Origin of the sequence: Vibrio sp. 10N.239.312.C11 (assembly GCF_041466065.1) — a bacterium.
GTDB classification, from domain to species: domain Bacteria; phylum Pseudomonadota; class Gammaproteobacteria; order Enterobacterales; family Vibrionaceae; genus Vibrio; species Vibrio tasmaniensis_A.
Map to the genome: position 1 here is coordinate 26,654 of NZ_JBFSRZ010000046.1, position 15,006 is coordinate 41,659.

13 protein-coding genes and 1 pseudogene are annotated in these 15,006 nt (G+C 42.9%); 4 read left to right on the plus strand and 10 right to left on the minus strand.

Features of this window, described 5'->3' with window-relative positions:
• Nucleotides 1-9: 9 nt before the first annotated feature.
• The 4 genes from AB6D07_RS17420 to AB6D07_RS17435 form a co-directional block, all read right to left on the minus strand.
• Nucleotides 10-690 (minus strand): hypothetical protein, encoded by a 681-nt coding sequence (locus AB6D07_RS17420; RefSeq protein WP_017102217.1) that lies wholly within the window; start codon nt 688-690, stop codon nt 10-12.
• A 247-nt stretch (nt 691-937) separates the two neighbouring features.
• On the minus strand, nt 938-2,548 hold the full coding sequence (locus AB6D07_RS17425) for a methyl-accepting chemotaxis protein (RefSeq protein ID WP_012601273.1): 1,611 nt from the start codon (nt 2,546-2,548) through the stop codon (nt 938-940).
• 442 nt (nt 2,549-2,990) lie between these two features.
• Nucleotides 2,991-3,866 carry an NAD(P)-dependent oxidoreductase gene (locus AB6D07_RS17430; RefSeq protein WP_012601274.1) on the minus strand — a complete coding sequence of 292 codons (876 nt, stop codon included), beginning with the start codon at nt 3,864-3,866 and terminating at the stop codon, nt 2,991-2,993.
• A 12-nt stretch (nt 3,867-3,878) separates the two neighbouring features.
• Nucleotides 3,879-4,781, minus strand: a complete 903-nt coding sequence (locus AB6D07_RS17435; protein WP_032500568.1) for a LysR family transcriptional regulator — start codon at nt 4,779-4,781, stop codon at nt 3,879-3,881.
• A gap of 84 nt (nt 4,782-4,865) precedes the next feature.
• On the opposite strand from AB6D07_RS17435, the gene AB6D07_RS17440 reads away from it, so the two are divergent.
• Together AB6D07_RS17440 and AB6D07_RS17445 are read left to right on the plus strand one after the other, a co-directional pair.
• On the plus strand, nt 4,866-5,126 hold the full coding sequence (locus AB6D07_RS17440; RefSeq protein WP_017102219.1) for a DUF2798 domain-containing protein: 261 nt from the start codon (nt 4,866-4,868) through the stop codon (nt 5,124-5,126).
• Nucleotides 5,127-5,348: 222 nt separating this feature from the next.
• Nucleotides 5,349-6,308 carry a hypothetical protein gene (locus AB6D07_RS17445; protein WP_017102220.1) on the plus strand — a complete coding sequence of 320 codons (960 nt, stop codon included), beginning with the start codon at nt 5,349-5,351 and terminating at the stop codon, nt 6,306-6,308.
• A gap of 116 nt (nt 6,309-6,424) precedes the next feature.
• Here the strand turns inward: AB6D07_RS17445 and AB6D07_RS17450 are convergent, their stop codons facing one another.
• From AB6D07_RS17450 to phhA, 6 genes are all read right to left on the minus strand, one after another.
• On the minus strand, nt 6,425-7,141 hold the full coding sequence (locus AB6D07_RS17450) for a YebC/PmpR family DNA-binding transcriptional regulator (protein WP_009846045.1): 717 nt from the start codon (nt 7,139-7,141) through the stop codon (nt 6,425-6,427).
• Between the two features lie 96 nt (nt 7,142-7,237).
• Entirely contained in the window at nt 7,238-7,447 is a 210-nt protein-coding gene (locus AB6D07_RS17455) for a DUF3283 family protein (RefSeq protein ID WP_004732615.1), read from the minus strand.
• A gap of 290 nt (nt 7,448-7,737) precedes the next feature.
• Entirely contained in the window at nt 7,738-8,883 is a 1,146-nt protein-coding gene (locus tag AB6D07_RS17460; protein ID WP_017102221.1) for a PD-(D/E)XK nuclease family protein, read from the minus strand.
• A gap of 504 nt (nt 8,884-9,387) precedes the next feature.
• Nucleotides 9,388-10,488: a Fic family protein gene (locus AB6D07_RS17465; RefSeq protein WP_029222788.1), complete on the minus strand. Its 1,101-nt coding sequence runs from the start codon at nt 10,486-10,488 to the stop codon at nt 9,388-9,390.
• Nucleotides 10,489-10,632: 144 nt separating this feature from the next.
• Entirely contained in the window at nt 10,633-10,971 is a 339-nt protein-coding gene (locus AB6D07_RS17470; protein ID WP_017102223.1) for a 4a-hydroxytetrahydrobiopterin dehydratase, read from the minus strand.
• Nucleotides 10,961-11,755, minus strand: a complete 795-nt coding sequence (phhA, locus tag AB6D07_RS17475; protein WP_017102224.1) for a phenylalanine 4-monooxygenase — start codon at nt 11,753-11,755, stop codon at nt 10,961-10,963. The genes AB6D07_RS17470 and phhA overlap by 11 nt, the downstream gene beginning before the upstream one ends.
• Nucleotides 11,756-11,954: 199 nt before the next feature.
• On the opposite strand from phhA, the gene AB6D07_RS17480 reads away from it, so the two are divergent.
• On the plus strand, nt 11,955-13,958 hold the full coding sequence (locus AB6D07_RS17480) for an acetoacetate--CoA ligase (RefSeq protein WP_017102225.1): 2,004 nt from the start codon (nt 11,955-11,957) through the stop codon (nt 13,956-13,958).
• 523 nt (nt 13,959-14,481) lie between these two features.
• Nucleotides 14,482-15,006: pseudogene (locus AB6D07_RS17485) on the plus strand (hypothetical protein); the annotation flags it as partial.

Consider the following 15,006-nt stretch of genomic DNA (forward strand, 5'->3'; position numbering starts at 1 on the left):
TGGCAACTGTTACTTGGCTTTCGCTATTAGGGCTTTAGCCGTCATTGTCTCGATGTTGCCTGCATCGGTGTTTTCCATTTTTTCAAGCCACACCTGTGCTTGCTCGAAGTCTTCAGCACGAATCGATGCGGTAATGGCGTAACGGTAAATCCACGAGGTCGCAGCGAAATGTTGTTGTTGGAAATCATCTTCCGCGAGTAACGAGAGGAACAAGTCATAACCACGATCGAAATGGTTAAACATGTCTGGCAGAGAGGTGTAAGTCACCGCAGCCATGGCGCGAGTTAGGTAAGAATCTGGTAGCCCTTGAACACGAGGTTGCTCATGAATTGGTTGGTCTTCGTCTTTCAGCAGCACCAGTGATTTATCAATGGTTGATAAGCCTTTCTCCACATACTTCATCTTGTTCCAAGGTAAGAACGCATCACGCCCCATCAGGGTTTCTGTGCTTCCTAAATAAACCAAAGTCAGTGGCGTCGCGCCGTCTTGTTGCAGCGTATCGTTAAGGCGTTCGTAAGCCACCTCAACCAGATCTTCATTACCTTGCGCGGCTTGATTATAGATATCGAGCACGTCTGAACTTGGGTTCGCCAAAGCTAACGACGGAGCAAACGAAACAAGTGCAATCAGTAATGAACGCTTAAGCAGAGAAGTGGTAAAGCCTGAATTAAATGAGTGTGAAGTAGTCATGATTTCTAATCCCTTTCAAATGTTGACGTTGAAAGGTTAACTAGAATTTGTCATGCCGTTTTATCAATGCGACGAATGGTAATTACGAGGAGTGAATGGTTGTTCGAGAGTGTGAACGGTAAAGAGAGGCAAAAAATACAGACAAAAAAATAGCCGCTCAATGGCGGCTATCTTGTCATGGTCTAAATTACTACATTTAGATCAAGGGTGCTTAATTTCTAAAGAAAAGGCACACTTGCATGACTCATTATTTATCTAACTTAAAGAAACTTAGCTCTGAATTGAGTTCTTTCGTTACTTCAACAACGCTTTGGTTTGCTTGAGCTGATTGATCAATGCCTTCAATATTTTGTTGAACCAGTACGTTCATATTTTCAAGCTGTGTCGATATATCTGTCGTAACGGCACTTTGCTCTTCTGATGCCGTAGCAACGATGGCATTCACTTCTGAAATACTTAAAACCTTTTCTGATATCGAATGAAAAGATTGAGCAAGCTCATCAGTCGTAGACTTTGTTAAGCGCATCAGTTCAACGTTTTTCACCATAGATTCATCCGCTTGCTTAGATTGGTCTTGTAACTGCGCAATGATCTCTTGGATATCGATAGTGGACTGCTGAGTTTTCCCAGCCAAAGCTCTTACTTCATCAGCAACAACAGCAAACCCTCTTCCTTGTTCGCCGGCTCTAGCCGCTTCAATCGCGGCATTAAGCGCTAACAAGTTGGTTTGCTCAGAGATGTTCTTAATTACCTCAACAACACTGCTGATACGCTCTGAGTGCTCTCTAAGTAAATTCACGACCGTTTGAGTTTCTGATATTGATTCAGAAATTTCTTCTGTCGTGTCAGTTGAGTTTTTCAATGTTCCATGGCTTAGCTGAATAATGTCATTCGCTTCCATTGCTGACTGCTCAGCTCTTTGTGCGTTGTCAGCAACGTCTCTCGCTGTTGAAGATAACTCAGTCGCGGCCGTCGCGATTTGCTCTACCGATGATAGTTCATTCAAAGAGTTACTCTGGGATCGCTCTATCAGAGCTAAAGACTCTTCTTGCTTTTGGTTAATTGAATTCATGCTTACACCTGCCTGTGACAGGATATCATTCAATTTTGCAGACAGTTGAGACAAAGAATCTGAAATAGTGTCGAGCTCATTTCCACCCTCTTTCAATTTAACGTCCGATAAACGTCCATTCTCAAGGGCTCTAATCCAATTTACGATCAATGGTAAATTTCTCAATTCTCTTTTCACTAGGAAATAAGATGAGCCAGAAGCAACGATAGAAGAGAAAAGAACCAGCCACCATGAGAAAGAAGAGTTGGACTCTAAAACTGAATCAGAATGGGCTAATTCTTCCTTAGCGACGTCCAATTGCAATGAGATCAATTCACCAAGAACGCCTCCCATATCATCAACAAGGAGATAAAGCTGAGTGATCATCTCAGAATCATCAATCATCATATTTCTATGTTTATCAAGAATTAATGGTACTTCTCGCTCCACCTTGTCTATTTTAAGTTGAAGCTCTTTTGCCAACCCCTCTTCTTCTCGTGTTAGCTGCGTTGCCAGATAATGAAGGAATAGCTCATGAGCCTCTTTCATCGCAACAGAAACACCAGAATAAAAAGCCGTCTGCTCTATCATTCCCACATGGTATTTATTCGCCGCATCAATCACGCTTACCGCGTACAAATCCGAAATACTTTTCAAATCAGATAACGGAATGACTCGGTCCTCGTACACAGAGTGAAAACTGTCCATAACCTCATTTGAAGTAGCTTCGCTTTTTAAGTTGCTTACAACTAAAAAGATAGAAAAGAACAGTGGAACTAGAAGAAGCTTTGTTGATATTGATTTCATATAACCCTGAAAAATAATGTATGGGAATTTATTAATAATGATAATTGTATCACGCTTTTTAATGATTTTATCATTGACTTATAACCCACCAACCTAAACAGGCCAGTTCAAACTGCGATCGTTCCTCAACTATTTTGTAATGGAATAGCAACATAACTTGATCAATTAAACAATTCACCAGCATAGAGTGAAGCGAAATTGATACAGATCTCGCAGCACGCGAACGGTGCTGATGGACTTTCAACCAAAATAAGCTTACAACCACTTACATTGTTGAAAAATATGTTATTTTTCTTTTTGATTAAAAACAAAAAATAGCCGCTAGTTAGCGGCTATTTTGTCAAAACAGAGCGAAGCTTCGACGACTTTTAGTCTCTCTACTTAATCTCGTCTACTATTCAAACTCTTCTATTTCTTAGTTTCTTCTACTTTTTCGTCTCTTCTACTTCTTAGTCTCTTCAACTACAGCTTTCATCAATACTGATGTATCCATGCGACCTTGTCCTTGGGCAGACAGTGTCTTGTAGGCGTTGTTGGTCTTTTCCGTCAAAGGAAGTTGGATGCCTTGGCGTTCTGCTTCATCTAGGCAGAAACCTAAGTCTTTGATCATCCAATCAATGGCAAAGCCGAAATCGAATTTATCTTGCGCCATTGTGGTCGCGCGGTTTTCCATCTGCCATGAACCGGCAGCGCCATTTTTAAGGCAATCAACCAGAGTTGGGATATCAAGACCTGATTTCTCTGCAAGTACCAAACCTTCAGAAAGACCATTCAATACACCTGCAATGCAGATCTGATTGACCATCTTTGCGCGTTGGCCTTGGCCGACTTTACCCATCAGAACTGACGACTTACCGTAAGCTTCGAACACAGGTTGAAGGTCGTTGAAAAGCGCTTGTTCGCCGCCACACATGATGGTTAGCACGCCGTTTTCTGCGCCCGCTTGGCCACCAGACACTGGCGCGTCCATAAAGCGAACACCAGCTTGCTTCGCTGCCACTTCAAGCTCTTCAGACAGCACAGCAGACGTTGTAGTGTGGTCGACAAGAATCGCGTTTGGCTTCATTGCTGCCAATGCGCCTGTTTCGCTGGTTGTCATGCTGCGTACGTCGTCATCATTACCTACACAAACCAATACCACGTCAGCTTCTGCGACACACTCAGCCACAGATTCTGCCGTTTTACCTTGGTGTTTATCAGCCCAGTCTAATGCTTTGTTGTGAGTGCGGTTAAACACCGTTACTTCAAAACCGGCTTTGACTAGGTGGCCTGCCATTGGGAAGCCCATAACGCCTAGCCCGATAAAACTTACTTTCATTTCTTTCTCCTTTTATTTGACCAAGTCATCGCTATGAAAAGATCGAACACTCTCAATCAACGCATCAATAAGCAGGGTCAAAGCCTTTGGCTGATATTTTCTTTCTTTGTACACTAAATACGCTTGGCGATCACCCCGATGATACTCAGGGAGCACTTGAATCAAATTCATCTCAGGGGATACATGACGAAAAGGCAATGAAGCAAGCCCCAAACCTTTTTGCGCTGCGGCCGCCACCGCATGAATATCGTTGACGATGAACTTGGGTTTAATCGTGATCATCTGCTCTAAGCGGTCGGATTTGTAGAGCGGCATATCAAACACATCATCAACGTTGATCCAGTCTTGAAGCTCTAGGTCGTCCGGATTTTCAATCGTCTCACGCGAATCTAAGTATTCTGGGCTCGCGAAAAATCCGTGTTTGGCTTTGAAAAGTGGACGAGCAATCATGCCTTCCATCTCTGAGATCTTAAACGTGATCAGTAAGTCACGGTCGGTCTGCGGGATAAACTGTTGCTGGCTCAAGGTAAGATCGAGCTGAACGTTCGGATATTGAGTGAGGAATTGCTCTACCATCGACCTTAAAAAGCCACTATAGAAGTTGTGAGGTACGGCGAGCTTTATCTTGCCTTGAATAGCGTCACGCTCTTCTAGCAAGCTATTAAAGCCCTGATGAATCGACTCCATGCCGCTGCTCAGTGCAGAAAAGGCCGCCTCGCCGTCTTTGGTGGCCACCAGCTCACGACCTTTCTTTTCTAAAAGTCGGATATTCAGGCGATCTTCCAATGCGGTTAGCCTACGCGACATAGTCGACACTGGGAGTTGCAGCCGTTTAGAAGCCGATAGCAAAGAGCCCTCTTCAACCACTGCACAGAATAAGAACAGATCATCAATGTTTCCAAATATGGAATTCATACTTCTATATGTGCCTATTTTTCTCATTAATGGATAGATGTAACCTTATCTCATCAACAACAGAAAATCACGGGAGAACACAGTATGAACAACAAACAATTTTGGGTAACCGCGATTTTATCCTCCCTGACCATGGCGACTATCATGTCTGGGTTAATTTCTGGCTACAAAATGGGATTCAGCCCCGAGTGGCCGCCAATCTGGCTGCAAAGCTTCTTTCTCGCTTGGCCGTGTGCATTGGTACTGAGTTTTACTCTACTGCCTCAGGTTAGAAAATTTTCCAGTTGGGTAACGACACCTAGAGTAAAGAAGCCAAGCAATAGTGACATGCTAGATTCATTATAAATCAATCGGTTATAAGGCACTCTTCCGGTATTAGACCAAAATTCGATAACTAAAAAATAATACAACGCCCCGCAAAAGGGCTTTAAATAATAAATTGCATTAATAAACACAACGTGCCCAACATCACAAATAAATATGAAATATCAATCATATTCAAGCGGGTTATAGATAAATAAATCTGGATTGATAGAATGCCAACGCTATCAATATAAGGAACTTAAAATGAAAAAAACAACGTTAGCTTTGGCTATCATGAGCACATCAATTCTAGTTGGTTGCAACGATAATAATGATGGTGGCTTACCTTCTTCAGGCGCTCCAGCAGAAAAGATAACCAGCGACTACAACTTCATAGACGAACCTGTGAAAGGGCTTTACTATAAATCGGCGAGTCAATCTGGATGCACAAATGAGGGGGGTACCTTTTCAATTGTCGCGGGAGAGTCAGTAGATTTCTATATCGGACGTTGTGATAGCAATAACGAGCCAACGCTTACAGATAACGACGTTAAAATTGGCACAGTGAGTGCTCCTTCAACGTATACAACACCATACGATCTAATGGTTGCTAATAATTCAGAAAAAGCGAATCCAGTAACCATAGCAACATTATTAAAATCACTTACCAGTGACGCTGGCACAGATAAGTTAGATCTATCTGGCTTACATTTGAATGAGAATGGTGAGGATGTGAGAACCGAACTCCAAGCCCTAATCAATACACCATCAACAGACGCGACTACTGTACTCAATACAGCACTATTCACTAAGCTTACTACCGCAAACGCAAGTAAAGCTCAGCCTCTAAAAAACACTAACTTTATGGATAAAGCAGTTGTTGAAGCTGAGTTAAAAACCACTTTAAGCAATATGGGCGGCTCTAACAAATTTGCTTCTTCAGATTTTGCAGGTAAGACAGCAACTACTGAAAACGGAACTGTATATATATTCGGAAGTGATAATGGTCCTGATGGTAGTTTTTCTAGTAAAGGGAAACTGACTCTATCTGATGGTTCAGAAACATTTTGGGGAATTTTAAATCGAGATTTCGGAAAAAATGGAGCAGTTGGTGATTTATACCTTGGGTCTTCCTCTGCAACTATTCGCCTCTTGGATAAAAGAAGCTCTAGTTTGTTAGTTACTGTAAACAACGGTTCTCCGAAAAAATGGGAAATAAAATAAGTGATTAAGCTTAGCAAACACTAAACGAAACCAATCACTTATGACCAAAAAAAACGCCACTTGCAAAACACAAGTGGCGTTATTTATTTAACTTTTCGATTTACATCGTATGTAACTTACAGCTCAGCGTTGTGGTAAACCTGCTGAACGTCATCACAGTCGTCAAGCATGTCTAAGAACTTCTGGAATTTCTCAGAATCTTCTTCAGCTACTGGCGTAGTTGTTTGAGGAACGAAAGTGATTTCCTCAACGTCTAGCGTTAGGTCTGGGAACGCAGCGTTTAGTGCTGTCTTCGTTTTGAAGAACTCAGTCGTTGGAGCGAATACAGTGATAACACCGTCTTCTAGCTCAACGTCAGTCACGTCTACGTCTTCCATCATTAGCGTTTCTAGGATGATCTCGTCATCTTCGCCTGCAAACTGGAATACAGCTTGGTGAGCGAACATGTGAGAAACAGTACCTTCAACACCGATTTTCGCGCCAGTTTTAACGAAACATTGGCGAACGTCTTGGAAAGTACGGTTACCGTTGTCTGTTAAACAGTCAACGATTACGCTTGTGCCACCAGGGCCAAAACCTTCGTAACGAGCTGGTTGGAAGTCTTCACCGCCGCCGCCGTTCGCCTTATCGATCGCTTTGTCGATAACGTGAGCGGGTACTTGGTCTTTCTTCGCTTTAGCAATCAGGTGCTTAAGAGGTAAGTTCATGTCTGGGTCAGAGCTGCCGTTCTTAGCCAGTACGTAAATCTCTTTACCGTATTTAGAATAAACTTTAATTTTTGCGCCTGCAGTTTTCGCCATTGAGGCCTTGCGCACTTCAAAACTTCTTCCCATCGGGATCTTCTCTCTGATTCAATTAACGGTGCAAATTCTAGCAAATTACTGTGTCATTTCAATTCAACAGCTTTGCTGGGTAAGGTTTATCTGCGTTTATGCGACACCCATTACCCGTTTGTATTTTTCAACAGACTGATCAAACCAAGCCTTTTCTTCTGGATCACCTAGCTTCATTGCTTCTTCAACAATGGCTTCAGGGCCACATTTCGCTTGCTTCAGTTTCCATACAAGAAACGATGCTTGCTTATCCAGTTCGATTTTATTTTTCTCACTGGGTGGAAGGAGTGAAAGGTTGATAGACATTATTAGCCTTCGTCTGTAATACGCTTGGCCGAGAAATATATCATAGAGCAGCCTCATAAAACCAATACTATGAGCAATAGTGGGGGTTGTAGGACGAGAAAGCAGCAAGTCGCTGATGCAGGTCAAGCTAGTTTGGGAAAAGAGTGTTTGCAAATAGCTAAGACGTTGCCACCTTAGCGGAAGTAAAATTAATATAATTTACGTACTCATCGATGAATACAATCTACAAACGGTTAACTAAAAAGGATTGAATTTGTAATTTAGCTAACCATTTGGAAAGATGTGCCCCTCTAGCTTAGTAAAGAGAGCATTGCCTTCATGTCATTAATCACACCACTCGTAAACTCTTCTAAATACTGATGAGAACTGAGTTGTTTAAGTGTACCTGCGTCTAAGTCCCGGAAAGGAATATTAGGCGAAGCATATTTCCATGCAGGTAAATTTTCATCCGTTGAGTACTGTCCGCTAAATTTTAAAGCGAGTTTCTTTTTATCTTCAGTGTGCTTGCTATAAATGCCAAGATACAGATGGTAATCTTGCTCAACGCCAATATAAGCATCAATATACCCTTCAAGCTTCACCCATAAACCTATGTACCTTGAATTACGTTCTTTTTGTACATAAGAACGAATTCTCTGCTCCGGATCATCAGACAGATTAAATGACTCTTCACTTGATAATTGCCCAAACTCAACTTCTAATTTTTTAGCCAGTAACTTCCACATTGCTAGTTGCGCATCAACATTTATTTCGGTATATGCTTGTTGAATATCAGGGACAATATTAATTAAATCATCGGTAAGTAATAGTTGTTTGAGTTGCTTTAAATAGTCCATATTATCCGTCTGATGTGTTAGTTTGTGAATGAGGTCTAAGTATTGTACAAGAGCCTCACGAAGAGGATTATCTCTTGCTGAAATTTCAATGAGACGGTCTAACCAGTAACACATATCCGTATGATAACTAAGAGAAATAACTTGCCCAACTAACTCTTCCGCGCTCTCTTCTCTCGCCTCTCGACCATCTAGCGTAAGGTATATTAGAATGATATTTTCGTGCTTATAGCCTTCCGCACACATGTACTCATAATAGTTTTTTATTTGACGGTCTTGATCCCCAGCGTAAATTTTATTTTCAATGACAATCGCATGGGTATCAGTTTTTATCAAAATATCGATATTCTTGTATTCAGAAAAGACAGATGCGTTATCGACATCAATGTCCAAATCAAACTGCTCACAAAAACTCTTTAATAAGAGGCCTCCATGTTGATGGCTGCCTAGTGGGTTTAGAAGATCGCAAACAAACCGAGAATGGAGTCTTACTTCATCAGATTCACTACGGAGAACACGAAAGAGGTTATATTGAGGCTTTTCTTCATAGCGTTGCTTTAGCAGCTTAAGTGTTAAAAAGAACTGATGATTAATCGATTTCATTAGCTTTCCACGATTGTTAAAAAGACTTGAGCAAGCTCTTACTTGTCGTTAAAAACCCAGTCAGGAAAATCATAAACCTAATTGAGAAACATTTGATTACCTTAAACTTTTTCAAGAATTCAATCATGTCTCAGATCAGTTTCAGTGTAATTAAATTTAATACTAATAGTTACTAACATAACCAGGTTCTATCATTCCATGGTGTGAAGGTTACATCCAATTTAATCCTAAATATAAGACAGGTTTCAAATGAAAAGTCACAACTATGTTGATGTTCCTAGGCGTAACTTGAAGGAATTTAGATATGGATGAAGAAGTTAAACTTCGTCAAAATCGGACTAAGCTCCGAACAAGTTAGTCACTATGAATGCGAACAGGCAGGTTATTTTAATCGTTCATCAAACAGCTTCTACATTAATGAGTTAAAGAGCACAAAAAAACACCAACATTCACCCTGAACATTGGCAGCTTTTTAACATAGAAACGGGAGTGGAAGCCTAAGCCCTACTCAGGCAACAGATAGCGCGTGCTTCGGCCACCAGAACCAGATTTGACCAAGCAGCCATGTCCAAGCAAAGCGTTCAAATGACGTGTTGCAGTGGCACTACTTACCTTCGCTACCTTTTTATATTGACTAGCATTTATACCTTCTGAAAAATCACCATCGAGCATCCTATTCAACACTTTTACTTGCTCTGCCGTAAGCTTGGTTTGATCAACACATCGCCAATAATTGGTCTTATATACAGTTTGGTCGACCTCAGCGAAAACGCCTGTAAACGCCTCGTCTAACGTATCTAAGAACCACATCAACCATTCGCTAATATCGAGTCCCCCTTTCTGGGTTCGCTCCAATATCTCGTAGTAATGCTTGCGGTTAGCGAGAATCCCCACCGACATCGCATAGAAACGTACCGACTGCTGCTCGGCCTGTGCTAACGCCAAGTCAGTCAACAATCGAGTAATACGACCATTACCATCATCTAACGGGTGTAAGGTGATAAACCAAAGGTGAGTTATCGGAGCTCTAAGTAAGGGATCGAGTGTAGCGTCGGTAAGTGAATCATTGAACCATGTGATAAACGCATCTAACTCAGCATCAAGAATGTCTCGGCTAGGTGCTTCAAAGTGCACGGTTGGACGGTCAATTCTTCCTGATACCACTTGCATCGGAGTGTCACCTCTTAGCTGACCTCCGACTACAGGGTTAAACATGGTGTAGCCTTGAGGAAACAGTCTACGGTGCCAATGTAAGATCCTATCAAGCGCTAATGGCTCTGTTAGGTTCTGCACCGCATCCAACATAATTTCAGCCAGGCCATCGGTTTGTTCTGTCGTAGGAAAAGGTCGATCTTCACTGACACCGAGTTTATTGGCTAAAGAAGATCGGACCGAGAAAGCATTAAGCTTTTCTCCCTCAATCGCACTGGAATGGACTATGTTCGCTAATAAGGTGTCGAGCATGGTTTGGGATTGATCCGCAGACTGTGAGGCAATCTTGCCCAATAGAATGCCCTGATTAAGCCGTACTTCTCTTAACCTCACGCCTATTTTCTGATTATCCCAAACAAAGTTTGGCCAATTATCTTGCTGCCAAATCCACATATTACGCCCCATGATGCGAAAGTATCACTTATTCAACTCATACTATGAGCTGTTTAAGGTAATTATTCAACTCACATTATGAGCTGAATAATCAGATAATCGCATCACAGAGATAAGAAAGACAGCTCCTCGAAACCCAAAAGTCTATTCACTCACCGCGAACACATCGCAACGTGAGGCGCAGATGAAGTCATTTTTGTGCAGGCCTTTGATTGAGTGGCTCCACCAAGTGACAGTCACTTTGCCCCACTCCAATAAGATCGAAGGATGATGGAACTCTTCTTCTGCCAGTTCTGACACTTTATTGCTGAATGCCCATGCTTGTTTGTAGTTCTTAAATTTAAACACCTTCTCAAGCTGCGGGATGCCGTCTCTTTCCATGATCTGCCAGTCAGACAGCTCCAACAGTAAAGATTGTTGTTCATCTTTACTTAGGGCAATCGCGTCGATACTGCAGGCTTCGCATTTTTGTTCATTCAACATGTGTTGGTTCCTTGGGTTCAAAAAGTGGTGGTAGTAACCCCGCATCGATGGCGAGATCAGCTTGCTGTAATAGGTTTTCCTGACTGATTTGGAAGAGCTCAGACAGCTCGTCGATCACGTAATACTTCGGCTGCATGATGTCGATGCGATAAGGAGTTCTTAACACCGTTTGCAGATCGAACCGCTCACGAACCGCCAAATCACCACCCAATGCATACATGGTTTCCGCCGGAGACGAGAGAATACCACCGCCGTAAATTTTCAGTTTTTGTCCCTCTTTTACTAAACCGAACTCAACCGTAAACCAATACAAACGGGCAAGATAGGCGCGCTGTTTAGATGTGGCGGCTTGGCCTAGTTTTCCATAATGCTCAGTGAAAGCCGCGAAATCGGCATTGGTGAGCATGGCACAGTGGCCGAAAATTTCATGAAAGAAATCAGGTTCTTGTAAGTAATCGAACTCATCTCGCGTTCTCAGAAATGTCGCAACTGGGAATTTTTTATTAGCGAGCAAATCAAAGAATCGGTCGAAATCGATCAATGCGGGCACAGGCTGAACCTGCCAACCTGTTGTTTCCATTAGCACCTTGTTTATCTCTGGAAGCTGAGGGACTCTGTCTAATGGCAGATCCAGCAGGGTCAAACCGTGCAAATAAGCATCGCATGCGCGGTCATTAATGACGTCCAGTTGCCTTTTCACTAAGTCGTGCCAAATGGCGTCTTCTACGAGGCTCCACTCAACCCATCCCTCTTGGCTCACGGGCTTAGAATGATATTGAGTCATTACACACCTCCTTTCGAATGTCTCACTTTAAGCCTATCTCCACTCCTTATATCCGCCAATTTGCACGATTTTTCGAAACGGGCGATCGTGTAACATTTTATTTACACAATTCCAGCTACCCCTTATTTTGCTGATCTTTTGACTTTGTAAAACCTAAATACCAGACTGAAATCGTTAACATTTTGTTAAAGGTAAAGGAATGCACGAGAGCAATAAGCCAATTTGGCAACCCAGTGACCAGCGTATCGCACACGCCAACGTAACCCGATTTATGGATAACCTCGATCAACAAGACATATTCGAGCGGAAATTGAAAAACTACACGGAGCTTCATCAATGGTCTGTGGAGCAACCGGAGTCGTTTTGGCAGAACGTGTGGCAGTTTTGTGGAATGGTGGGTTCGCAAGACTGTATTAACAAGGCAGAAAGCGAGCACATCAAAACTCTAGGTGAAAGTCGCTGGCAGCAGCCGAAATCGAATCGCGATGCGGTGTGGTTTCCGAATGCTCAAGTTAACTACGCCGAAAACTTGCTGCATTCAGCAAAAACGTTGCCAAACGAACTTGCGATTTGGTTTGAGAACGAACGTGGCGAACAGCAGAGTTACACATGGAAAACCTTGCGTGAGGAAGTATCTAGCGTTCAACAATGGCTTGTCGATAGCGGCGTGGGGCAAGGTGATATAGTTGCTGCATATACGCCCTACCTGCCACAAACCGTTATAGCGATGTTGGCAACCACCAGCTTAGGGGCGATTTGGACATCGACCTCGCCTGATTTTGGCGTCGAGAGCGTGATTGAGCGCTTTGGCCAAGTGAAACCTAAGGTGCTTTTCACCTGTGACGGCTACACCTTCAATGGCAAGACGTTCGATATGACGGACAAAAACCATGAAATCATCGAACACTTAAACGAATTAAAACAGGTGTGTCAGATCGGCTATTTAAAGAACAATGATTTTGAGCATGACGTGTCACTCCAAAACTGGCACAGCATCATCAATCAGTATCAACCAAAACCTCTTCGATTTACTCGTGTCGGCTTCAATGAACCTCTGTTTGTGCTCTACTCTTCCGGCACAACGGGCAAGCCTAAATGCATTGTTCATTCTGTCGGTGGCACTACCATCAACCACCTAAAAGAGCATCAGCTTCATTGCGATATTAAACCGAGAGATCGCGTGTTCTATTACACCACTTGTGGCTGGATGATGTGGAACTGGCACGTTTCTGCACTAGCCAGCGGGGCTTGTTTAGTGATCTTTGATGGCAGCCCGGTTTATCCGCAACCTGACGTTCTGTGGGATTTAGCGCAGCGAGCTGATATATCGACATTTGGCACCTCAGCCAAGTACCTAGAAGCGATTGAGAAAGCGGAACTCTCACCGATCGACAGCCACTCTCTGCCTCAATTAAGAACACTGTGCTCGACGGGCTCAGTGCTCTACCCTGAGCAATTCGATTACGTCTACAAACACATCAAACAAAACCTGCATTTAGCGTCAATTTCTGGCGGTACGGATATTTGTGGCTGCTTTGTTTTAGGTAATCCCATCTCGCCTGTGTATCGCGGAGAGTGCCAACAGGCAGGGCTCGGCGTCGACATCAAGGTGTTGAACTCTTCTGGTCACAAGGTCGATCACGAACGTGGCGAACTGGTGTGTACAAATTCCCTACCCAACTTCCCTGTTGGCTTCTGGAATGACACCGGAGAGCGCTATCACAGCACCTATTGGGATAGGTTTGATAATGTGTGGCATCACGGAGATGAAGTCGCACAGAGCGGACATGGCGGCTACCTGTTCTATGGGCGAGGCGACACCACACTCAACCCCGGTGGTGTGCGAATTGGTACTGCCGAGATCTACCAGCAAGTGAACACTATTGAAGGCATTGTGGATTCGATAGCAGTCGGCAAAGACATCGACCGCAACGAGCAGATATGGCTGTTTGTCCAACTGCAGCAAGATGTGAGTCTAGATGAAACGTTACTGACAGCCATCAGAAGTAAACTCAAATCATCTTGCTCACCAAGGCATGTGCCAAGCCAGATATTTGCGATCAGCGATGTGCCAAAAACACGCTCAGGCAAGTTGGTGGAATTGGCGGTGAAACAGGTTGTAAATGGTAAGGATGTAGAAAACCTCGGGGCAATTGCTAACGCCGAGGTTTTGGAAGAGATAAAGCGCGTTGTTTCGCTTTAGTGATTAGGCCTAGAACGTAGCAAGCTATCTCCACTTTTCACTTGGCTGTCAGATAACATCTGGAGTAAAGGCAGCCGATTGAAAACCGAATCGAAGCCACTATTTAAGCTCATGAACCCTCTCATCAGTTTGGCCCCGTACCTTTTCTAAAGATCTAAATGCGATCTGAACGTCATATTTAGAACAAAATTTGAAAATTAATCATTTTATAGCCAGAGATAATATTCACTAAAGACGTATCATTTATACGAAAAAAGAGTCCACCACTGGATTGTATCCAAGCTTATGGATATTTAATCGAATTGCAATAACTCCCATTTCCACAGCTCCATTTCTAGTGAAATAATAATTTGATAGCTATCACATTTAGGACGGTTATTTTCCCATACTATCTCGGCATGTTAATTACTTAAGAGTAATTAACAACCTAGTCATTGTTATTAATAAGCTTGAATTTAATTATAAACAAGCGGTTAATCCCTACGTGAAATAAAATCATTATTAAATGATCGGAGACATTATCATGCGCATAGTATTAGCTTTAGGCGGTAACGCTCTTTTAGCAAGAGGCCAAGCATTAACGGCTGAGAACCAACGTGAAAATATAATCAAATCAGCGGCGAGTATTGCTGCAATCGCACGCGAGCATGAGATTGTTATCGTTCATGGTAATGGCCCACAAGTAGGCTTGTTGATGGAACAAAACGCGGCTTATAGCGAATATTCGCCAGAGACGACCCCATACCCAATGGATGTACTCGGCTCTCAAACCTGTGGCATGGTGGGCTACATGTTACAACAAGAGCTAAGAAACATTGACCCTGAATTAGACGTAGCGACGCTAGTCACGCAAACTGAAGTATGCAAAAAAGACCCTGCGTTTGCTAACCCAACTAAATTTGTTGGCCCTGTATATACAGAGCAACGAGCCAAAGAGTTAATGGCTCAAAGCACAATGCAATTTAAAGCTGATGGCGAGTACTACCGTCGCGTTGGGCTTTGTTGCGTAATTAAATTTAAAGATAGAACAACCCCGTTTCGCGTATTT

Coding starts and splice junctions, on each gene's coding strand:
- AB6D07_RS17420 (WP_017102217.1), bottom strand. CDS start 690: ATGACTACTTCACACTCATTTAATTCAGGCTTTACCACTTCTCTGCTT.
- AB6D07_RS17425 (WP_012601273.1), bottom strand. CDS start 2,548: ATGAAATCAATATCAACAAAGCTTCTTCTAGTTCCACTGTTCTTTTCT.
- AB6D07_RS17430 (WP_012601274.1), bottom strand. CDS start 3,866: ATGAAAGTAAGTTTTATCGGGCTAGGCGTTATGGGCTTCCCAATGGCA.
- AB6D07_RS17435 (WP_032500568.1), bottom strand. CDS start 4,781: ATGAATTCCATATTTGGAAACATTGATGATCTGTTCTTATTCTGTGCA.
- AB6D07_RS17440 (WP_017102219.1), top strand. CDS start 4,866: ATGAACAACAAACAATTTTGGGTAACCGCGATTTTATCCTCCCTGACC.
- AB6D07_RS17445 (WP_017102220.1), top strand. CDS start 5,349: ATGAAAAAAACAACGTTAGCTTTGGCTATCATGAGCACATCAATTCTA.
- AB6D07_RS17450 (WP_009846045.1), bottom strand. CDS start 7,141: ATGGGAAGAAGTTTTGAAGTGCGCAAGGCCTCAATGGCGAAAACTGCA.
- AB6D07_RS17455 (WP_004732615.1), bottom strand. CDS start 7,447: ATGTCTATCAACCTTTCACTCCTTCCACCCAGTGAGAAAAATAAAATC.
- AB6D07_RS17460 (WP_017102221.1), bottom strand. CDS start 8,883: ATGAAATCGATTAATCATCAGTTCTTTTTAACACTTAAGCTGCTAAAG.
- AB6D07_RS17465 (WP_029222788.1), bottom strand. CDS start 10,488: ATGTGGATTTGGCAGCAAGATAATTGGCCAAACTTTGTTTGGGATAAT.
- AB6D07_RS17470 (WP_017102223.1), bottom strand. CDS start 10,971: ATGTTGAATGAACAAAAATGCGAAGCCTGCAGTATCGACGCGATTGCC.
- phhA (WP_017102224.1), bottom strand. CDS start 11,755: ATGACTCAATATCATTCTAAGCCCGTGAGCCAAGAGGGATGGGTTGAG.
- AB6D07_RS17480 (WP_017102225.1), top strand. CDS start 11,955: ATGCACGAGAGCAATAAGCCAATTTGGCAACCCAGTGACCAGCGTATC.